20 protein-coding genes are annotated in these 18,837 nt (G+C 62.7%); 11 read left to right on the forward strand and 9 right to left on the reverse strand.

The window, feature by feature from the left end:
- Positions 1-2: 2 nt before the first annotated feature.
- From JQ629_RS11470 to JQ629_RS11480, 3 genes are read right to left on the reverse strand one after another with little or no spacing between them, the layout of a single operon-like run.
- Positions 3-734 carry an amino acid ABC transporter ATP-binding protein gene (locus JQ629_RS11470; RefSeq protein WP_212412750.1) on the reverse strand — a complete coding sequence of 244 codons (732 nt, stop codon included), beginning with the start codon at positions 732-734 and terminating at the stop codon, positions 3-5.
- Positions 731-1,384 carry an amino acid ABC transporter permease gene (locus JQ629_RS11475; RefSeq protein WP_192734427.1) on the reverse strand — a complete coding sequence of 218 codons (654 nt, stop codon included), beginning with the start codon at positions 1,382-1,384 and terminating at the stop codon, positions 731-733. Before JQ629_RS11475 ends, JQ629_RS11470 begins: the two co-directional genes overlap by 4 nt.
- Positions 1,385-1,412: 28 nt before the next feature.
- Positions 1,413-2,180, reverse strand: a complete 768-nt coding sequence (locus JQ629_RS11480; protein WP_212412751.1) for an ABC transporter substrate-binding protein — start codon at positions 2,178-2,180, stop codon at positions 1,413-1,415.
- Positions 2,181-2,364: 184 nt separating this feature from the next.
- On the opposite strand from JQ629_RS11480, the gene JQ629_RS11485 reads away from it, so the two are divergent.
- The 4 genes from JQ629_RS11485 to JQ629_RS11500 all read left to right on the forward strand — a co-directional run bounded on the left by JQ629_RS11485 (position 2,365) and on the right by JQ629_RS11500 (position 6,074).
- On the forward strand, positions 2,365-2,964 hold the full coding sequence (locus tag JQ629_RS11485; RefSeq protein WP_212412752.1) for a cupin domain-containing protein: 600 nt from the start codon (positions 2,365-2,367) through the stop codon (positions 2,962-2,964).
- 965 nt (positions 2,965-3,929) lie between these two features.
- Positions 3,930-4,904 carry an N-carbamoyl-D-amino-acid hydrolase gene (locus JQ629_RS11490; protein WP_212412753.1) on the forward strand — a complete coding sequence of 325 codons (975 nt, stop codon included), beginning with the start codon at positions 3,930-3,932 and terminating at the stop codon, positions 4,902-4,904.
- A 338-nt stretch (positions 4,905-5,242) separates the two neighbouring features.
- On the forward strand, positions 5,243-5,728 hold the full coding sequence (locus tag JQ629_RS11495) for a phasin (RefSeq protein WP_349631251.1): 486 nt from the start codon (positions 5,243-5,245) through the stop codon (positions 5,726-5,728).
- 118 nt (positions 5,729-5,846) lie between these two features.
- A complete protein-coding gene (locus JQ629_RS11500; protein ID WP_212412754.1) occupies positions 5,847-6,074 on the forward strand; it encodes a hypothetical protein in 228 nt (75 codons plus the stop codon).
- Here the strand turns inward: JQ629_RS11500 and JQ629_RS11505 are convergent.
- The 3 genes from JQ629_RS11505 to aptA form a co-directional block, all read right to left on the reverse strand.
- On the reverse strand, positions 6,049-6,882 hold the full coding sequence (locus JQ629_RS11505; RefSeq protein ID WP_212412818.1) for a Crp/Fnr family transcriptional regulator: 834 nt from the start codon (positions 6,880-6,882) through the stop codon (positions 6,049-6,051). The two genes, JQ629_RS11500 and JQ629_RS11505, sit on opposite strands and share 26 nt — an antisense overlap.
- Before the next feature lie 383 nt (positions 6,883-7,265).
- A complete protein-coding gene (locus JQ629_RS11510) occupies positions 7,266-8,531 on the reverse strand; it encodes a D-amino acid dehydrogenase (protein ID WP_212412755.1) in 1,266 nt (421 codons plus the stop codon).
- A gap of 71 nt (positions 8,532-8,602) precedes the next feature.
- On the reverse strand, positions 8,603-9,931 hold the full coding sequence (gene aptA, locus JQ629_RS11515) for an omega-aminotransferase AptA (RefSeq protein WP_212412756.1): 1,329 nt from the start codon (positions 9,929-9,931) through the stop codon (positions 8,603-8,605).
- Between the two features lie 161 nt (positions 9,932-10,092).
- On the opposite strand from aptA, the gene JQ629_RS11520 reads away from it, so the two are divergent.
- Positions 10,093-10,641: a cupin domain-containing protein gene (locus tag JQ629_RS11520; RefSeq protein WP_212412757.1), complete on the forward strand. Its 549-nt coding sequence runs from the start codon at positions 10,093-10,095 to the stop codon at positions 10,639-10,641.
- Between the two features lie 12 nt (positions 10,642-10,653).
- On the opposite strand, the gene JQ629_RS11525 is transcribed toward JQ629_RS11520, so the two are convergent.
- Positions 10,654-11,601, reverse strand: coding sequence for a LysR family transcriptional regulator (locus JQ629_RS11525; protein WP_212412758.1), 948 nt, complete (start codon positions 11,599-11,601; stop codon positions 10,654-10,656).
- Between the two features lie 220 nt (positions 11,602-11,821).
- On the opposite strand from JQ629_RS11525, the gene JQ629_RS11530 reads away from it, so the two are divergent.
- The 6 genes from JQ629_RS11530 to JQ629_RS11555 all read left to right on the forward strand — a co-directional run bounded on the left by JQ629_RS11530 (position 11,822) and on the right by JQ629_RS11555 (position 17,832).
- A complete protein-coding gene (locus JQ629_RS11530; RefSeq protein ID WP_212412759.1) occupies positions 11,822-12,943 on the forward strand; it encodes an ABC transporter ATP-binding protein in 1,122 nt (373 codons plus the stop codon).
- A 44-nt stretch (positions 12,944-12,987) separates the two neighbouring features.
- Entirely contained in the window at positions 12,988-13,686 is a 699-nt protein-coding gene (locus JQ629_RS11535; protein WP_212391162.1) for an HAD family hydrolase, read from the forward strand.
- A gap of 11 nt (positions 13,687-13,697) precedes the next feature.
- Entirely contained in the window at positions 13,698-15,005 is a 1,308-nt protein-coding gene (locus JQ629_RS11540; RefSeq protein ID WP_212412760.1) for an NAD(P)/FAD-dependent oxidoreductase, read from the forward strand.
- Positions 15,006-15,043: 38 nt separating this feature from the next.
- Entirely contained in the window at positions 15,044-16,108 is a 1,065-nt protein-coding gene (locus tag JQ629_RS11545; RefSeq protein ID WP_212391158.1) for an ABC transporter substrate-binding protein, read from the forward strand.
- A gap of 129 nt (positions 16,109-16,237) precedes the next feature.
- Positions 16,238-17,050 carry an ABC transporter permease gene (locus JQ629_RS11550; protein WP_212412819.1) on the forward strand — a complete coding sequence of 271 codons (813 nt, stop codon included), beginning with the start codon at positions 16,238-16,240 and terminating at the stop codon, positions 17,048-17,050.
- Positions 17,047-17,832 (forward strand): ABC transporter permease, encoded by a 786-nt coding sequence (locus tag JQ629_RS11555; RefSeq protein WP_212412761.1) that lies wholly within the window; start codon positions 17,047-17,049, stop codon positions 17,830-17,832. The genes JQ629_RS11550 and JQ629_RS11555 overlap by 4 nt, the downstream gene beginning before the upstream one ends.
- Before the next feature lie 127 nt (positions 17,833-17,959).
- On the opposite strand, the gene JQ629_RS11560 is transcribed toward JQ629_RS11555, so the two are convergent.
- Together JQ629_RS11560 and JQ629_RS11565 are read right to left on the reverse strand one after the other, a co-directional pair.
- Complete coding sequence (locus JQ629_RS11560; protein ID WP_212412762.1) at positions 17,960-18,172, reverse strand: hypothetical protein; 213 nt, start codon at positions 18,170-18,172, stop codon at positions 17,960-17,962.
- A gap of 220 nt (positions 18,173-18,392) precedes the next feature.
- Positions 18,393-18,830, reverse strand: coding sequence for a hypothetical protein (locus tag JQ629_RS11565; RefSeq protein WP_212412763.1), 438 nt, complete (start codon positions 18,828-18,830; stop codon positions 18,393-18,395).
- Between the last annotated feature and the right edge of the window lie 7 nt (positions 18,831-18,837).

Below are 18,837 nucleotides of genomic sequence, written 5' to 3' on the forward strand. Positions count from 1 at the left end.
ATTCAGAGGGGATGCAGCACGCGGTGCAGGAAATCCTGGGTCCGCGCGTGCTGCGGCGCGTTAAGCACGGACTTCGCTGCCCCCTGCTCGACGATGACGCCGCCGTCGATGAACAGCACGCGATCGGCGACGTCCCGGGCAAAGCCCATCTCGTGGGTGACCACGACCATGGTCATGCCGTCATCGGCGAGCTTGCGCATGACGCCGAGCACCTCGCCGACCAATTCAGGGTCGAGCGCGGAGGTCGGCTCGTCGAACAGGATCGCCTTGGGCTGCATCGCCAGCGCGCGGGCAATGGCGACGCGCTGCTGCTGGCCGCCGGAAAGCTGACCCGGATGGGCGTCGGCCTTCTCGGCAAGGCCGACCTGCGCCAGCAGCGCGCGGCCGCGCTCGATCGCCTCGGCCGGCGGTTCCTTTTTCACATAGATCGGTCCTTCGACGACGTTCTCCAGCGCGGTGCGATGCGGAAACAGGTTGAAGCGCTGGAACACCATCGACACCTGGGTTCGGATCGCCACGATCGATGGAGCCTTGTTGTCGACCTTTGCCCCCTCCACCAGGATCTCGCCGGAATCGTAGCTTTCCAGGCCGTTGATGCAGCGCAGGATGGTCGACTTGCCTGAGCCTGACGGACCGATGATGCAGACCACCTCGCTCTTCTCAACCGAAGCTGTAATGCCCTTGAGTACCTCGTTGGAACCAAAGCTCTTATGGACGTTGCTGAGCTCGATCATTTGCGCTTCGCCTTGTTCTCGAAATGGCGAACCAGCAGGATCAGCGGGATGCTCATGGTGAGGTACATCAGCGCGACCAGCGTGAACACGCTGGTGTTCTTGAAGGTCGAGGAAGCGATCAATTTGCCCTGCAACGCCAGTTCGGCGACCGTGATGGTGGAGGCCTGCGAGGAGTCCTTCAGCATCATGATCATGACGTTGCCATAGGGTGGCAGCACGATCCTGACCGCCTGCGGCAGCACCACGCGGCGCATGGTCAGCCACCAGCCCATCCCGATGGTCTGCGCCGCCTCGATCTGCCCCTTGTCGATCGCCTCGATGCCGGCGCGGAAATTCTCGGCCTGGTAGGCTGAATAGGCGATGCCGAGCCCGATGATCGAGGCCTGCAGCGCCGTCAGCGCGACGCCGAAATCGGGCATCACGAAATAGAGGTAGAACAGCAGTACGATGATCGGGATGCCGCGGATCACGTTGATCAGGCCGGCGCTCAAGCCGGTCAGGACGCGGATGCCGGAGACCCGCATCAGGGCCCATAGCAGGCCCAGAACGGTCGACAGCAGCAGCGAGCCGATGGTGACGACGACCGTCAGCCAGACGCCCTGCAGCAGGATCGGCATGAACTCGACGGCATCGCGCAGGAAATTTTGCATCAGTTCATCACGCGTTGCCGGGGCTCAATCAGGAAGCTTTGGGCTTCAGACCCCATTTGTCGAGAATCTTGTCGAGGGCGCCATTGGCCTTGAGCTTGGCGAGCGAAGCGTTGATCTTGCCGAGCAGTTCCTGGTCGGTCTTGCGGACTCCGATCGAGACCGTGCCGACGGTGACCGGCTTGTAGGAATCCACCAGCCGGACTTCGCCAAACGCGCCCTGCTTCAGATTGTAGGCGAGGATCGGGAAGTCGGCGAAGCCGGCCTTGAGGCGGCCCGCATTAACGTCACGCAGAATATCAGGAATGGTGTCGTAGACCTTGACCTCGCTGAACAATCCCGTCTTCTTCAACGCATCGACGAAGGCCGTTCCGACCTGGGCGCCGACCACCTCGCCCTTCAGATCTTCCTGCGAGGCATAGTTCTTGGCGTCGGCCTTCGGCACCACGAGACCCTCGCCATAGGTGTAGACGGCCTCCGAGAAATCGATCACTTCCTTGCGCGCGGCGGTGGCGAACATCGCCGCCGAGATGATGTCGATCTTGTTCGACGTCAGCGACGGCACCAGCGCGGAGAATTGCATCGGTTCGATCTGGACCTGGAAGCCGGCGTCCTTGCCGATCTCCGTGATCAGATCGACCATCACGCCCTGAATGCTGTTGGTCTTGGTTTCGAGGAAGGTGAAAGGCACGCCGGTCGGGGTCGAGCCGACCTTGAGCACCTGCTGCGCCGATGAAGGCGTGGCGGCGGCAAGGACGAGCGCCGCGGTGGCGGCCTGAACGAGACGTTTGTAAAGCATCGTACCCCTCAACTGTTTGGGCACCGGGCGGCGAATGTGCCTCGTCGTCAACAAGCCAGTTGCAGGTTTCGCCGTCCAAGCCTATTTTCACAACCATGAAATTATGGACACATCGCCCGGAATTGCGCAAGCGGGATTTTCATACACATGAAGGACGCGGTCTGACGTGAGCGGCGGCAAGCGCATGAGCAAGAAGGCCGTCAAGGCCGAACCGGCGGTGGACGTCGCGGTCGGGCAGCGCCTCCGCGACCTGCGGCGAAGCCGCAAGCTGTCGCTTGAAACGATTGCCGCCCGCACCGATCTGTCGATCGGCTTTCTCAGCCAGATCGAACGCGGCCTGTCCTCGCCTTCGCTGCGGGTGTTGGCGACCATCGCCGACGTGCTGGGCGTCGGCATCGCCGGCCTGTTCGGCGCCAAGGAAGCTGCCGGAAGCGGCCCGGAAGCCATCGTCACCCGCGAACCGCAGCGCGCCGAGTTGAATTTGTGGCGCACCGGCATCTCCAAGCAGTTGCTCAGCCCGTCGGGTTCTGAAGGCCGTCTCAATCTGTTTCTGGTCCACATGGAGCCCGCCGGCAGCACCGGTGACGAATTGTATACGCATGACGGCGAGGAAGCCGGTCTCGTGCTCGAAGGCGAAATGAAACTCACGGTCGATGCCGAAAGCTGGACGCTCAAGACCGGCGACAGTTTCCGTTTCGCCAGCCGCCGCCCGCACCGCTTCAGCAATCCGTCTGACAAGGCCAAGGCGGTGGTGCTGTGGGTGAATTGCGTTTCGGCGCAGTGAGGCCCATCCGTCGTCCCGGCGAACGCCGGGACCCATACCGCGTGATCTCTCTATGGAACTCGGTAGCAGAGACCATTCGCAAAACTTCTTCCTGTGGTTATGGGTCCCGGCTCAAGGCCGGGACGACGGCGGTGCTTGTCGTTACACCATCATCCAAACGCAAGTTCGCATTCTCGCGACGCGTTGCGCCCGAGCTTTGCTGGAAACTTCCCGCCCTCTTCAAACAGAGGGCGCAGGGAAGACCGGGTGCGCGCTGCACCCGCGGTCCCGTGTGCGGTTTGCACTAAAAAAGCTGCACACGAGCATACAGGGCAGCGGAGAACACCCGGCCTTCCCTGCGCAATGGCTTTACGGCTTATGCCGTGATCTCCCCGGAGACGAGTTCTTGGTTGACTCCGTCGCCGCCGTTTCCGCTTGCGCTTCTCCGACAGCTTGACACCTGCAACGGGTGCCAGGACCACACGGTTTTGCCGTACGCTTAGTCCACGCCATCGTCTCAGCGCAAACCAGCGTCCACCGCAACCCGCCCAACGTCCGTGACGACGGCCGACGCCCTTCTGAGTAGGACGGGATGGACAGATATATGCACCTGATTTGCCTTCTGGTAAACAGAAATATTTTTGATTCTGGGGCTTGACATGATTTCCGAAAACCGGAACTGATTTGCCCGTCGGGTTGATTTGTCGCACGCCGGTCGCCTGATTGCGCTTGCGCGCGAGACGACGCAGCCCGTAGCCCGGATGAGCCCACGGGTCGCGCGAATGCGCGCCCGATGACAGGCTCCGCGATATCCGGGTCTTCTCTTGCACTGCCCCGCATGTCGCTTGCGCTCATGCGGGCTACGCGCTGGTGTCGCACCGACCCCGCATATTGCGTAGCCTGTCGTTGGGTGGGCTGGCACGGGTTCTGCAGAGCAGAGAATTCAGATACGCACTCAACCCCGGTAACGGACCAGAGGAAAGACAGTGGCAAGATTTGTGAACGTCGCAGCGGGACAGTTGGGCCCTGTCGCCCGAAGCGAAACGAGGACCGAGGTTGTCGCGCGGCTGATGGCGTTGATGCGCCAGGCGCACGCCAACGGATGCGACCTGATCGTCTATCCCGAGTTGGCGCTGACGACGTTTTTTCCGCGCTGGTACATGGAGGATGAGGCGGAAATCGATTCCTTCTTCGAGCATGAGATGCCCGGCCCGGAGACGCGCGCTTTGTTCGACCTGGCCCGGGAACTGGGCATCGGATTTTGCCTGGGTTACGCCGAACTGGCGCTCGAGAACGGCGAAACCCATCGGTACAACACGTCCGTTCTCGTGGACAAGCGCGGCAACGCCATTTCCAAATACCGCAAAGTGCATCTACCCGGGCACGCCGAACACGAGCCCTGGCGTCGATTTCAGCATCTGGAAAAGCGCTACTTCGAGCCCGGCTCCGGCTTTGGCGTGGCCGACGCATTCAATGGCGCGATCGGCATGGCGATCTGCAATGATCGCCGCTGGCCCGAAACCTATCGCGTCATGGGACTGCAGGGCGTCGAAATGGTGCTGATCGGCTACAACACGCCGGTGCATAATCCGCCAGCACCGGAGCATGACGACCTCTCGCTGTTCCACAATCGTCTTGTGATGCAGTCGGGCGCCTACCAGAACGGGACCTGGGTCGTGGGCGTCGCCAAGGCTGGGATCGAAGAAGGCGTCGACCAGATTGGCGGTAGCTGCATCGTGGCGCCATCAGGTGAAATCGTCGCCGCCTGCACGACCAAAGGTGACGAAATCGCATTGGCGCGCTGTGATCTGGATTTGTGCAACTCCTACAAGCGCACCACCTTCAACTTCGACGTCCACCGGCAGCCCCATGCCTACGGGCTGATTGTCAAACGAAGGGGACAGCACATGATGGCGGATGGAACGCCCGTGCCTTCGGGCAAAAGCGGTCGCGGCCCGTAGCCTGGATGAGCCAACGGGTCGCGCGAATGCACGCCCGATGACAGGCTCCCCGCTATCCGGGTATTTTCCCGCACGGCCCCGCATGTCGCGCGCTCATGCGGGCTACGCGCTCAACGTCGTCATGCCCGGGCTGACGCGCGAAGCGCGTCTTCGCGCAAGATTTCCCGATTACCGAAAAATTCCGACGCGAGAGTCAGAAAGCGAACGGAAGCCCCGGCGTTAGTCAGCCATATCTTGTTCAGGCAGGCGCGAGGCGGATGTCCCAGGCAGCAGCTTCAGGAAGCTCGCTCGGAAGGTCCAAGCGCAAATCCGTTGACGACTTGAAAGGATGAAAACCCGTGGGAAAGGCCGATATTAAAGCCAAAGCGAAGACCGATACGCCGAATGCGAAGGTCGAAACGAACGAAAAGCGGAACTTTGACGGTTCGCTTTTCACGATGCCGGGAATTTTCCGCGGGATCGCCGAGCAGGGTATGGTGCGGACAAAGGTCAACTACGAGAAGTTACAGGCTGCCTCGGGGGAGATAGCCGGCATTCTCAGCGAAACCTATTCGACCAACGCAAAGACCTCCGCGGATTACGGGATCAAGGTCATCGAGATCGCGGGCGCCAACACCAACTCCGCCTTCGATTTTCTCGCCAAACTCATGGACACGAAGTCGCTCTCGGAAATCATGCAGCTGTCAGCCGCGCAGACCCGCAAGAACTTCGAAGCCACGTCCGCGCAGAACAAGGAACTTTGGCAGCTCGCCCAGAAAGTCGCGACCGAGACGGCCGAGCCGATCAAGAAGGGCCTCACCAAGGTCCTGCAGAAAGCCTCCTGAAATCGAACTTGCCACGCCGCCGGGGTCGGCTGGAACAAGCGCCTCCGTGAGAAGGGGCGCGTCCAGCCGATGGCGAACGGACACGTTGCTGCGACACAACAGCCGAGGGAGAAACAAGATGGGTATCATCATGATCAAGTGCCCTCAAACGGGACGCGAGATCCCGACGGGTATCAAAGCGGATCGGGAAAAATTTCGATGCAGCGTGGTGTTCTTCGCGCGCACCTTCTGCTCACTCTGCCAAGCCAATCACGAATGGTTCGCCAAGGATGCCTGGGTCAAGGAAGCCTGGGTTTACGAGCCAAGCGAGGTGGCTGACATCAATGGCCTCTTGGCCGCGGGCTAGTCCCATGCGTTCGCGGGTGCCGCTGCGCGACATCCACCTTGGCCAAAAGCGGATCTGGCGCGCGGAGGATTTTATGTACCGGAGGCATGTGAGGCTTCATTCCTTCAGGCGAAACGATATGATCGATTCGACGGCGCATGACGTCGTAGCACTCGCATGCCGCGGCTTCGAGCCGCGGCCTGTCAATCTCGATCAGGCCCCGCCGATTAGACCGGATAGCACGCAACGTCCGCAGCTTGTGCACGACATGCGTCACGGTCGTTCGACGTACGCCAAGCAGCTCCGCAAGCGCCTCTTGCGTCAGCGGCAGGAAATCACTGTCGACGCGATCGTGGATGTGGAGCAACCACCGGGCCAAGCGGGCCTCGACCGAGTGCAGCGCATTGCAGGCGGCGACATGCTGGAATTGCGCCAATAGCACCCTGGTGTAGATCTGGACCGCCTCTCTGATGGCGGCACTGCGGCTGAGGGCCGCCTCAAATCTTGCCGGAGAAATTTGCAACGAGGTTCCGGCCACGCGGACGACCGCCGTCATCGGAGAGCGGGAAGGTCCCAGCGCGGACAAGATGCCCACGGCGCCCTCATTGCCGACGACCGCGGTTGCCACCGTTTGTCCGTTTGGCATGTCCATGATGAACGCGATCGTCCCGCTGAGGGGAAAATAGATCTGTTCAACCAGGTCTCCCGATCGAACCAGCACTGCATCGCCTTCAAGCGACACTTTGCGCAGGTGAGGCGCAAGCAAATCAAAATCTGCCGCCGGCAACGCAGCTAACAGTCGATTACCTACCCTGGTAGTGGGCTCCATCACGGGACACTCCTCCCTCGACGGCGGCTCTCCGCAGAGTACTCCTGGTACCACGCTGCGCAAGTAACAGATTGGGCATAGGCACCCAAAACCTGCTGCGCCAGAGATAGCTCCAGCCTGTAGCCCGGATGAGCGGCGCTATCCGGGTATTGTACCGCAGCTCCGCATGTCGCTGCGCTCATGCGGGCTACTCGCTGCGCTCGATACCGCCCGTCCCCGTCATTGCGAGCGAAGCGAAGCAATCCATCGCGCCGCAAGCGGAGAAATGGATTGCTTCCGCCTTCGCTCGTTGAGCTTCGGCGGACAAGTCGTCGCTGCGCTCCCTTGCGCAAACGCTTCGCGTTTGTCGCAGGCAATGACGGCGGAGGACGACGGTCCTCCCCTCACCCAAACCGGTGATCGTATCGGCTAAGCGCCAGTTCCTTCACATCGATATCCGGCTTGCGGCCCGAGAGCATATCCGCGAGCACCCTCCCCGAACCGCAGGCCATGGTCCAGCCGAGCGTGCCGTGTCCGGTGTTGAGATGGAGATTGCTGTAGCGTGTCGGGCCGATCACCGGCGGACCGTCGGGGGTCATCGGCCGCAGGCCGCTCCAGAATGTCGCCTTGCCGATGTCGCCGCCGCGCGGAAACAGTTCGGTCAGCGAATAATCGAGCGTCGCGCGCCGCGCCGGATAGAGCCTGTCGGAGTACCCCGAAATTTCCGCGGTGCCGCCGACACGGATTCGATCACCGAGCCGCGTGATCGCGACCTTGTAGCTTTCGTCCATCACGGTCGATACCGGTGCGGCGTCGGGATCCGATATCGGCACCGTGATCGAATAGCCTTTTACGGGATAGACCGGCAGCGAAATGCCCACCGGCCGCAGCAGCCGCGGCGACCAGCTGCCGAGTGCGACGACATAGGCATCGGCCTGCAACACCCCGTTGGAGGTGGCAACGCCTGATATACGCGACGCATCCGCGATCAATCCCTCGATGCCGACATTGAAGGCAAAGCCCACGCCGAGCTTTTCGGCCTCGAGCGCCAGCGCCTGCGTGAACATGTGGCAATCGCCGGTCTCGTCCTGCGGCAGGCGAAGCCCTCCGGCGATCTTGTCCTTTACAGCAGCCAGTGCAGGCTCCGCGGCAATGCAGCCGGCGCGATCGAGCACTTCATAAGGCACGCCGTTTTGTTTCAGGACGGCGATATCGTCGGCGGTGCCGTCGAGCTGTGCCGCGTAGCGGAATAGCTGCAGCGTGCCGCGCTCGCGCTCGTCATAGCGAATGCCGATCTCGCTGCGCAACGCGCGCAAGGCATCGCGGCTGTATTCGGCGATCGGAATCATCCGCCGCTTGTTGACCGCGTAGCGTTCCGACGTGCAGTTGCGCAGCATCTTCAGCAGCCAGATCCACATCACGGGATCGACCTTCGGCCGGATCACCAGCGGACCGTGCTTCATCAGAAGCCATTTGATCGCCTTGACCGGCACGCCCGGCCCCGCCCATGGCGAGGAATAGCCGGGCGACACTTCGCCGGCGTTGGCAAAACTGGTCTCCAGCGCAGGTTTCGGCTGACGGTCGACGACCGTCACCTCATGGCCGGCTTTGGCGAGATAATAGGCTGACGTGACGCCGATGACGCCACTGCCGAGAATCAAAACTTTCACGATCCCTCATGCTTCTGCCGCGGCATCGTTCGATCACCGCACGATAGTCGATGCCGCAGTTAGAGCAAGGATCAGGCCACGCGCTTGATCGCGTCACCGAGGATCGAGACCATCTCGTCGATGTGGCTCTTCTCGACGATCAAGGGCGGCGATACCGCAAGCGAGTCGCCGCTTTGCCGCAGATAAAGGCCGTTGTTGAAGCAATCGACCATCAGATCATAACCGCGCGCGCCCGGCGCGTCCTTGCGCGGCGCGACCTCGATGGCGCCCATCAGGCCGACATTGCGGATGTCGATCATGTTCGGCAGGCCCTTGAGCGAATGCAGGCCGTCTTGCCAGTAATCGGCCATCGAGGCGCCGCGCGTCAGCAGCCCCTCGTCCTTGTAGATATCGAGCGTCGCGATACCGGCGGCGCAGGCCACCGGATGCGCCGAATAGGTGTAGCCGTGGAACAGCTCGATCTGGGCCTGCGGGCCCGTCATCAGCGTGTCGTGAATCTTGCGGCTGGCGAACACCGCGCCGCAGGGAACGGTGCCGTTGGTGATGCCCTTGGCGGTCGTCATCATGTCGGGCGTAACGCCGAAATAATTGGCGGCGAACGGCGCGCCGAGGCGGCCGAAACCGGTGATGACTTCGTCGAAGATCAGGAGGATGCCGTGCTTGTCGCACAGGGTGCGCAGCCGGTTCAGGTAATTCTTCGGCGGCGGCAGCACCGCGGTCGAGCCAGGCACCGGTTCGACGATGACGGCGGCAATGGTCTCGGCGCCATGCAGCGCGACCAAGCGCTCGACATCGTCGGCGAGTTCGGCGCCGTGCTCGGGCTGACCCTTGGCGAACGCGTTGCGCGCGAGATCATGGGTGTGGCTGATATGGTCGACACCCGGCAGATGGGTCGCGAAGGCGCGGCGGTTGTTCACCATGCCGCCGACCGACATGCCGCCGAAGCCGACGCCGTGATAGCCGCGCTCGCGGCCGATCAGGCGGGTGCGGGTGGGCTGACCTGCGGCGCGCTGATAGGCCAGCGCGATCTTCAGCGCGGTATCGACCGATTCAGAGCCGGAATTGGTGAAGAAGATGCGATCGAGCCCGGTCGGCGCGATCGCGGCGAGGCGCTCGGCGAAGTCGAACGCGAGCGGATGGCCCATATTGAACGAGGGCGCAAAATCGAGGTTCATCAGCTGGCGCTCGACCGCGGCGGCGATTTCCTTGCGGCCGTGGCCGGCATTGACGCACCAGAGGCCCGCGGAGCCGTCGATCACCTTGCGGCCGTCGATGGTGGTGTAATGCATGCCCGAGGCGGAGGCGAACAGCCGCGGCTCGGCCTTGAACTGCCGGTTGGCCGTGAACGGCATCCAGAACGATTCGAGCTTCACGGTGTTGGGAATCTGGTGAATCGTCATGGGGCGCTCCTGTGCGGTTTCCCTACCCGACATCATGTTGATGATGTGCAGCAAGTCCTTTTCTGTTACCATCCAAGCCATTGAATTTGCTGGGGGCGTTGGGTAGCATTCGTTCGATCCGCAACACACTCAACACCCCAAGCCAACCCCTCGAGGCTTTGATGAGCATAGATGTCGGCGAACGGTTACGCTTCGTCCGCGCCCGCAACAAGATATCGCAGCGTGAACTTGCCAAGCGTTCGGGGGTGACCAACTCGACGATCTCGCTGATCGAATCCAACCAGATGAACCCGTCGGTCGGCGCGCTGAAGCGTATCCTCGACGGCATTCCGATGGGGATGGCGGAGTTTTTCGCCCTCGAACCCGACCAGCCGCGCACGGCGTTTTACCGCGCCGACGAATTGAGCGAGATCGGCAAGGGCAAGATCTCCTTTCGCCAGGTCGGCGACAATCTGTTCGGCCGCAGCTTGCAGATATTGAAAGAGCGCTACGAGCCCGGCGGCGACACCGGACGCATTCCGCTGGTGCATGATGGGGAGGAAGGCGGCATCGTTCTCTCGGGCCGGCTCGAAGTGACTGTCGATTCTGAGCGCCGCATCCTCGGGCCCGGCGACGCCTATTATTTCGAGAGCCGCCGGCCGCATCGGTTTCGCTGCATCGGCGCCAAGCCATGCGAGGTGATCAGCGCCTGCACGCCGCCGACGTTCTGACGGCGGGCCAAATCAATAGCTCGCCGCCATCAGCTTCAGGCGCGGGTAGAGCTTGTCGATCGCCACGATGTCGCTGCGCATCTGCGCGATGATCCAGTCCCTGATCTCGACGGCAACGGGGCGGATCGGCCGGTTGCGCGGCGTGACGAGTTCGCAGACCCGCCGCGTGCTGACGAGTTTTGCGGACGCCGGCACCAGCGCACCGGTCAGCAGCCAATGCGCGACGACGGTGATCCAGCCGAGCGTCACGCCCTGCCCGAGCAGCGCCGCCTGCACCACGACGGCATAATCCGAGAAGCTCAGCGCCTTGGCGGGACCTGATGCGCCGGTGAGCGCGCCCGGATATTGCAGCACCCAGTCTTCGGGCGTGTCGGCCAGCTTGATGATGGTGCGCCCTTCGGCCGGCTTGCGCGAAACATTGGTATCCCGGTAGCCGGGGCTGCAGATCGGCAGCATGACTTCCTTCATGACAAGGGCGCCGTTGGTCTCGGGGTCGTCCTGATCGCGAAACCGCATGCCGACGTCGACGTTCTCGACGGCGCCGCGCAGCGAGCCCGATATCAGCTGGAACCTTAGGTCGACATTCGGAAACGCGCGCTGCAGCTTGTCGATGCGCGGCATCAGCCAATGGTTGGTGAAGGCCGAGGAGACCGAGAGCGTGACGGTTTCGGTGCCCCGGCGCCGGCGCTCGATCTCGACCAGCCCGCTCTCGATGCTGCGAAAGCCGTCGGTGACGCGGCGATACAGCAGCTCGCCCTCTTCCGTCAGGGTCGCGCCCCCCGCGGTGCGGTCGAACAGGCGGACCCCGAGATAATCCTCGAAACGTCCCAGCATGCGGCTCACCGCCGGTTGGGTCACGTTCAGTTCGGCCGCCGCCGCCGTGAAGCTGCCGTTGCGCGCGGCGGCGTCGAAGACGAACAGCGCATTGCTCGAAGGCAGCATCCGGCGAAGCTCAGGCATAACTTCAGATTATGACGCAAGTGATAATTTGGCAATTGCCCGGTCGCCGATATTTTGATTGCCTTGCCGATCAAGGAGGCCTGCCGGGAAAGCGGAGCATTCCGAGCAAACTGCGGTCGGGGAGATCGCCCCTGTCGCGCGGGAAGCGTCCGCCTATAAATTGAGATCATGCCAGTTCAACCCCCTTGCCTTGCGGCATGGGCGCCGGGAAGCCGCATTCATGCGGGCCAGCGGCGAAGCGCAACAGGAAGGTCGTTCATTGGGCAGCGGTGGCGAAAGCGTCGAAATCAAATCCGCGAGCAAGCACTATGGTGCTGTCGTGGCGCTCGACAATGTCACGCTCAACGTCGCGCCGCGCGAATTCGTCTCGCTGCTGGGGCCATCCGGATCCGGCAAGACCACGCTCCTGGGCCTGCTCGGCGGCTTCATCCAGCCCACATCAGGTTCGATCCATTTCGGCGAGCGCGACGTCACGCTGGAGCCGCCGCACAAGCGCAACATCGGCGTCGTGTTCCAGAACTACGCGCTGTTTCCGCATATGAGCGTCGGCGAGAACGTCGCCTTCCCGCTGCGCGCGCGGCGGCTGCCGAAGGCCGATTGGCCGGCGAAAGTGCGCGGCGCGCTCGCGATGGTCGGCCTCGCCGGTTACGAGGAACGCGGCGTGGCGCAACTCTCCGGCGGCCAGCGCCAGCGCGTGGCACTGGCGCGGGCAATGATCTTCGAGCCGCGTTTGATCCTGATGGACGAGCCGCTCTCTGCACTCGACAAGCAGCTGCGGGAATCGATGCAGATCGAGCTGCGCCAGCTCCACAAGCGTATCGGCGCCACCATTATCTACGTTACCCACGACCAGCGCGAAGCGCTGACGATGAGCGACCGCGTCGCCATTCTCAAAGACGGCCGCCTGATCCAGATCGACCAGCCCGCGCGGCTGCACGATCATCCCGCGGATTCCTTCGTCGCGAGTTTCATCGGCGAGGCCAGCCTGTTGCCGGTCCGCCGCATCGATGCCGGCAGCGTTGCGCTCGGTCCCGCCACCCTGCGCAGCGCGAGGCCGATCCCGAACGGCGATGGGCTGATGCTGGCGGTGCACAGCGAAAAACTGCTGATCGACGACGGCGCGGATAATTCCGCGCTCAACCGGCTGACCGGCACCGTCACCGACGTCGTCTACCAGGGCGAAAGCCTGCGCATTTTTATCGCCCTGCCGGACGGTACCGCGCTGAGCCTGCGCCAGCCCAGCCATCACCAAGCCTATCGCCGCATCCCGCCGGTCGGCGGCTCCCTCACCGTGACCCTCCACCCCGAGGACACGATCATCGTGCCGAAAGCACCGGAATGAACGTCCACCACAAGCCCAGTCCCAACACCAGAGAAGAAACGCCCATGTCGTTCAGCAATTTCAAGGTTCTCACTTTCGATGTCGTCGGCACCCTGATCGACTTCGAAACCGGCGTGCTCGACGCCGTCCGCAAGATATCCGGAAGAAGCGCCGCTGAACTCAGCGACGACAAGATATTTGCTTCCTACAAGCGCGGCCGCGATGCGCATCCGGAGCGCTCCAGCGAAGTGATGTTCGACGTCTACCGCTATCTTGCAAAAGAGCTCGGCCTGCCGGCCGATGATGCAGCCTGCGATTCCTTCCAGCTCGCGGTGCTGCGCTGGCAGCCGTTTTCGGATTCGGTCGAGGCGCTGAAGCGGCTGCGCACCAAATTCCGGCTGGTGGCGATGACCAATGCCGACCGCGTCGCGCTGTCCTGCTACGCCCACGCGCTCGGCGATCCCTTCGACGACAGCGTCTGTGCCGACGAGACCGGCGTCGCCAAGCCGAACCCGGAATTTTTCGCCTACAATAAAGGGCGGCAATCGGCGTTCGGCTACAAGCAGTCCGACATCCTGCATGTGGCGCAGAGCCAGCACCATGATATCGGGATCGCGCGAAAACTCGGCTATAAAGTGTGCTGGATCGAGCGCCGCCAGGGTATGGCCGGATTCGGCGGCACGCCCGAAGTGCCCGTTCTGACAAAACCCGATTTTCATTTCGCCACCATGAAGGCCTTCGCCGACGCGGCGGTCGGGCACTGAGAGGCACGCGGATGGCTGAGGTCTGGACCCCAATGGCATCGGCGAACTCGCTGTGGGCGAGCACGGCGACGCCGTTGCGGACCTTTCCCGTGCTGTCGGGCGATGTTCAGGCCGAAATCGTCATCATCGGCGCCGGCTATACCGGGCTCTCCGCCGCGCATCATATCGCCAAGAGCGGCCTCGTGCCTGTCGTGCTCGAAGCCAACCGTCCGGGCTGGGGCGCCAGCGGCCGCAACGGCGGCGTCATCACCGCAAAATTCCGGCAATCGTTCCGCGGCATCGATGCGGCCCATGGCCGCGCGATGGCCAAGCGCATGTACGAGATCGCGTATGAATCGACCGAGATCGTCGAGGAACTGGTTTCGGAATTCGGCATCACCGGCGCGCGGCTGACGCGAACAGGACAGGTCAAGGCGGCGCATAACCACGCGACGCTTAAAGCTGCGATCGACGAAGCCGAATGGATGAAGCGCGAGATGGGCGATGCCGAGGTCCGGATCCTCGACGCCCATGAAGTGCGTGAGGAAACCGGCTCGCGGGCGTTCGTCGGCGGCGTGCTCAATCCAGGCTCCGGCGGCATCCATCCGCTGAATTACCTGCATGGCCTCGCCGATGGTCTCGCGGCGCGGGGTGTTGCGATCTATCAGGAAAGCCCGGCGCTGCGGTTCCGGCGCGAGAACGGGCGCGTCGTCGTTGAAACGCCCGAAGGCGTGGTGCGTGCGCGGCAGGTCATCATCGCCACCAACAGCTATTCCGACCTGACGGACGCAACGCGCCATATGCAGCACACTTTGGTGCCGTTCCGCAGCGCCATCATCGCCACCGACCGGCTGCCGCATAACCTCGCGGGCAGCCTGATGCCGACCGGGCGAACCTATACCGAGACCAAGCGCATGATGCGCTGGTTCCGCATGGTCGACGATCGCGTGATCTTCGGCGGCCGCGGCGCATTCGGTAAGCAGGATTCGGAAGCTGCCTTCGACGCGCTGCGCAAGGCGATGGTCGGCATCTTCCCGGAACTGAACGACACGCCGCTGGCATTCAAATGGTCGGGCCTCGTCGGCATGACGCTGGATTCCATGCCGCATATCGGCCGGCTCGACGACCACACCCTGTTCTCGATGGGCTACAACGGCGCCGGCGTCGCGATGTCGAGCCTGATGGGGCGCTACCTCGCGGCCTTCGTACGCGGCGAGCAGCCGGATGTCGGCCTGCTCGATGCCAGCCGCCTCAAGGTCATTCCATTTTATCCGCTGCGTGAACCGGCCGTCCGAATGGTGGCCGGCTGGTATCAGTTTTTGGACGCGATCGGGCAATAGCAAAGACTAAGCCCGGTCATAACAGGAGGGAACGGAAGATGGCAGTTGCATCCAACACAGGACTAGGACGCGCGTTGTTCGGCGCAGCGCTCGGGCTCTTCGCGTCAACCAGCATCGCAGCCAACGCCGCCGAGCAGATCACCTTCGTGTCGCAGGGCGGCGCCTATCAGAAGGCGCAGACGGTTGCGATCCTCGATCCCTCGGCCAAGAAGCTCGGCATCACCATCAACCAGGACAGCATTCCCGACGCCTGGCCGGTGATCAAATCGCAGGTCGCGAGCGGCAAGCCGATCTGGGACGTGGTTGACGTTCCGACCGGCTATTGCCTGCGCGGCGGCGAACAGGGGCTGATCGAAAAACTCGATTTCTCCAAGATCCCCAATGCCGCCGCCATGCCTGAAGCCTATCGCAATCCCTATTCGGTGGCGTACGAGTTCTATTCCAGCGTTCTGGCCTACAGCCAGAAGAAATATCCTGAAGGCGCCACGCCGAACAGCTGGGCCGACTTCTGGGACGTGAAGAAATTCCCCGGCCGCCGCGCGCTGCGCAACCACCCCATTGCGACGCTGGAAGCAGCGCTGATGGCCGACGGCGTCGCGCCGGACAAGCTCTATCCGCTCGACGTCGACCGCGCCTTCAAGAAGCTCGAGGAGATCAAGCCCAACATCACGGTGTGGTGGACCTCGGGCGCGCAATCCGCGCAGCTCCTGAACGACGGCGAGGTCGACATGGTGATGGCCTGGAACGGCCGCGTCAGCGCGCTCACCAAGGAAGGCGCCAAGGTCGCCTATACCTATAATCAGGGCATCCTGCAGAGCACGTCCCTCTGCATCCTCAAGGGCGCGCCGAATCTGGCGACGGCGGTCAAGTTCCTCAACGAGGCCGTCGATCCCGTCCATCAAGCCAATCTGCCGCTGCACATCGATTACGGCCCGGCGAACCCGAAGGCGTTCGATACCGGCGTGGTCAAGCCGGAGCGCGTCGCGCAGCTGCCGAGCGCGCCCGACAACGCCAAGAAGCAGGCGCTGATGTCCTATGCGTGGTGGGCGTCGCCGGACGGCGAAGCCGCGGAGAAGCGCTGGGTCTCGTTCGTGCAGAAATAGACGGAATCAACTGGAGCGGGGTTCGACCGGCACGCCCCGCTCCAGCCATCCGGCAATGACAGGAAAACGGCATTGACCCATTCCACACCAGACCTCTCGTTGCGTCACCATCGCCGCGAACAGGGCCTGATGCTGGCATTGGCGTCGCCGGCGCTGCTGCTGATCCTGCTCTTGATCGTGCTTCCGGTTGGCTGGCTCGCCTGGCAATCGATCTATCATGACGGCTTCACGCTGGAGAACTACCGCCGCATCTTCAGCGAAGCCATCTACTGGCGCAGTTTCTCGCTGACCTTCCAGATCAGCCTGCTGGTGACGCTGCTGGCGCTGCTGCTCGGCTATCCCATCGCCTACGCCGCCAGCGTGGTGCCGAAAGGATGGAGCGTCTTGATTCTGGCGCTGGTGATCCTGCCGTTCTGGACCAGCGTCCTGGTGCGCGCCTATGCCTGGCTGGCGCTGCTGCAGCGGACCGGGGTGGTCAACCAGTTCCTGCAATATCTCGGGATAATCGACGAGCCACTGGCGCTGGTGCACAATACCTTCGGCACCGTCGTGGCGACCGTGCATATCCTGCTGCCGTTCATGGTGCTGCCGCTCTACGCCACCATGCAGAAAATCCCGCACGATTTGATGCAGGCGGGCGCCAGCTTAGGGGGCAGTCCTTCGCATACATTCTGGCGGATCTTCCTGCCGCTGTCGCTGCCCGGCGTGCTCGCGGGCACCACGCTGGTGTTCGTGCTGTGCCTCGGCTTCTACATTACGCCCGAACTGCTCGGCGGCGGTCGTACCGTGATGGTGTCGCTGCTGGTCAGCCGCAATGTCGAGCTCTACGACCAATGGGGCGCCGCGAGCGCCGTCGGCGTGGTGCTGCTGCTCAGCGTTCTCGTCATTTTCCTCATCGTCGGCCGGTTCATTCCGCTCGACCGCATCCTGGGGCAAAAATGAAAACGCTGTCTTTTGGCCGCATCGTCTTCGTCGTGTTCTGCGCGCTGGTGCTGCTGTATCTGATCCTGCCGGTGCTGATCATCGTGCCGATGTCGTTTTCGAGCACCCGCTTCCTGACCTTCCCGCCGCCAGCGCTGTCGCTGCGCTGGTATGAGGAGTATATCGGCAATGCCGCCTGGATGCAGGCGACCCGCGTCACCTTTGCGGTGGCCGCCCTCACCGTCCTGATCGCAACGCCGCTCGGCGTCGCCGCGGCCTACGCCATCAGCAATTCGAAAATGCGCCTCATGCGGATCGTCCACATGATGCTGATGCTGCCTTTGGTGGTGCCGATCATCATCACGGCGGTCGGCATCTTCTTTGTCTATGCCAAGGTCGGGCTGGTGGCGACGATGTCGGGACTGGTGCTCGCCAACGTCATGCTCGGCCTGCCCTATGTCATCACGTCAGTGGTGGCGGGCCTGCAGAGCTTCGACCCGGCGCAGGAGATGGTGGCGCGCAGCCTCGGCATGAACCGCTTGCGCAGTTTCTTTGCCGTCACGCTGCCGCAGATCAAGGCCAGCGTGCTGACGGGCGCCATCTTCGCCTTCATCTCGGCGATGGACGAGACCGTGGTCGGCCTGTTCATATCAGGCGGCCAGTATCAGCCGCTGACAAAGCGGATGTTCACCGCGCTGCGCGACGAGATCGACCCGACGATTGCCGCGATCAGCACGCTGATGACGGCGGCCTCGTTCCTGCTGGTGCTGATCGCCAGCACCCGGCAGAAGAAGAGCGGCTGACGCCCAGAGCCTTCTCCGTTCCGATGAATCGGAACGGGGCTCTGGATTCTTGATTTGACGCGTTTTCTTTACGCGAACCGGTATCCACTTCGCTCGAAAACGCTCTGGCCGTCGCCGTCCGCGCGCTTCAGCGCTTGGGCGGGTGCGAAAAGACGAACGACATATCCTCGAACTCCTCGATCGGGAGCTTGTTCGCGGCAGTCGAGACGGAACGTTGCTGCGATGACGCCAGGCCGGTTGTCCCGGCGCGATGGCCCCAAAGCGAGTGCGACGGCAACATGGTGATGGTAACGGCAAGCAGAGCGACCGCAATGAATCCAGAGATCATCAAACGGTTCATGGGAAACCTCCGTTCGGAGAAGCCCACCCCGTGTGTGCCTTAGCGTGAAGCCCGGCGCGCGGATGTGAACTGCGTCACAGACGGCGTTCACGCTTTCTCTAGCGCTTCGTGGCGCGCACTCGGGAACTGTATCAAGGCGGCACGGTCCTGTTCGGAGCCGATGCGCTGCACTGGCCCTCGTTGCCGTCAGCGCCATGGCAGATGTCACTGCGGGACAAGATCAAGGCTCCGGCCTTGTTGCCAAACAAGGATCCAGGAGGACGTGATCGGCATCGCGTCGTTGGTATCCGCCTTTCACGATAATCCTGTCACCGGTCTCCATGCCATTGGACTGGTAGGTCACGCACATAATCCGGATATCGGGGGAAGAACACAGCACGAGATACCACAACACTCCATCTGTCTTCACCGCCGTGAGACTGCCAGCCACGGAAAGATCGATCCGGTAGTCGAGTTCCGGAATGCCATCCGACATCGGCCTCACCTCTCTGCACTCGGCGGCCATCCGCACAGGCTGGTCCGCCTCCGAGAACGCGGGCCGCTTGGCGAACATCCCGTTCGAGGCAAGCGATGGAACCGAACGCGGCATCACAAGGCATACGGCGACGACGGCTATCGATAGTGCACCGGTCGTTTTCGCTGAAAGATTTGCCGGCATTCCGCAC

Source organism: Bradyrhizobium sp. AUGA SZCCT0222 (genome assembly GCF_018130205.1).
Classification (GTDB): domain Bacteria; phylum Pseudomonadota; class Alphaproteobacteria; order Rhizobiales; family Xanthobacteraceae; genus Bradyrhizobium.

What these genes read in the sequence shown, in the direction of transcription:
- JQ629_RS11530 (WP_212412759.1), top strand. Translation starts at nt 11,822, where the DNA reads ATGCGGGCCAGCGGCGAAGCGCAACAGGAAGGTCGTTCATTGGGCAGC.
- JQ629_RS11555 (WP_212412761.1), top strand. Translation starts at nt 17,047, where the DNA reads ATGAAAACGCTGTCTTTTGGCCGCATCGTCTTCGTCGTGTTCTGCGCG.
- JQ629_RS11535 (WP_212391162.1), top strand. Translation starts at nt 12,988, where the DNA reads ATGTCGTTCAGCAATTTCAAGGTTCTCACTTTCGATGTCGTCGGCACC.
- JQ629_RS11505 (WP_212412818.1), bottom strand. Translation starts at nt 6,882, where the DNA reads ATGGAGCCCACTACCAGGGTAGGTAATCGACTGTTAGCTGCGTTGCCG.
- JQ629_RS11565 (WP_212412763.1), bottom strand. Translation starts at nt 18,830, where the DNA reads ATGCCGGCAAATCTTTCAGCGAAAACGACCGGTGCACTATCGATAGCC.
- JQ629_RS11520 (WP_212412757.1), top strand. Translation starts at nt 10,093, where the DNA reads ATGAGCATAGATGTCGGCGAACGGTTACGCTTCGTCCGCGCCCGCAAC.
- JQ629_RS11475 (WP_192734427.1), bottom strand. Translation starts at nt 1,384, where the DNA reads ATGCAAAATTTCCTGCGCGATGCCGTCGAGTTCATGCCGATCCTGCTG.
- aptA (WP_212412756.1), bottom strand. Translation starts at nt 9,931, where the DNA reads ATGACGATTCACCAGATTCCCAACACCGTGAAGCTCGAATCGTTCTGG.
- JQ629_RS11480 (WP_212412751.1), bottom strand. Translation starts at nt 2,180, where the DNA reads ATGCTTTACAAACGTCTCGTTCAGGCCGCCACCGCGGCGCTCGTCCTT.
- JQ629_RS11560 (WP_212412762.1), bottom strand. Translation starts at nt 18,172, where the DNA reads ATGAACCGTTTGATGATCTCTGGATTCATTGCGGTCGCTCTGCTTGCC.
- JQ629_RS11545 (WP_212391158.1), top strand. Translation starts at nt 15,044, where the DNA reads ATGGCAGTTGCATCCAACACAGGACTAGGACGCGCGTTGTTCGGCGCA.
- JQ629_RS11550 (WP_212412819.1), top strand. Translation starts at nt 16,238, where the DNA reads ATGCTGGCATTGGCGTCGCCGGCGCTGCTGCTGATCCTGCTCTTGATC.
- JQ629_RS11485 (WP_212412752.1), top strand. Translation starts at nt 2,365, where the DNA reads ATGAGCAAGAAGGCCGTCAAGGCCGAACCGGCGGTGGACGTCGCGGTC.
- JQ629_RS11500 (WP_212412754.1), top strand. Translation starts at nt 5,847, where the DNA reads ATGGGTATCATCATGATCAAGTGCCCTCAAACGGGACGCGAGATCCCG.
- JQ629_RS11525 (WP_212412758.1), bottom strand. Translation starts at nt 11,601, where the DNA reads ATGCCTGAGCTTCGCCGGATGCTGCCTTCGAGCAATGCGCTGTTCGTC.
- JQ629_RS11470 (WP_212412750.1), bottom strand. Translation starts at nt 734, where the DNA reads ATGATCGAGCTCAGCAACGTCCATAAGAGCTTTGGTTCCAACGAGGTA.
- JQ629_RS11540 (WP_212412760.1), top strand. Translation starts at nt 13,698, where the DNA reads ATGGCTGAGGTCTGGACCCCAATGGCATCGGCGAACTCGCTGTGGGCG.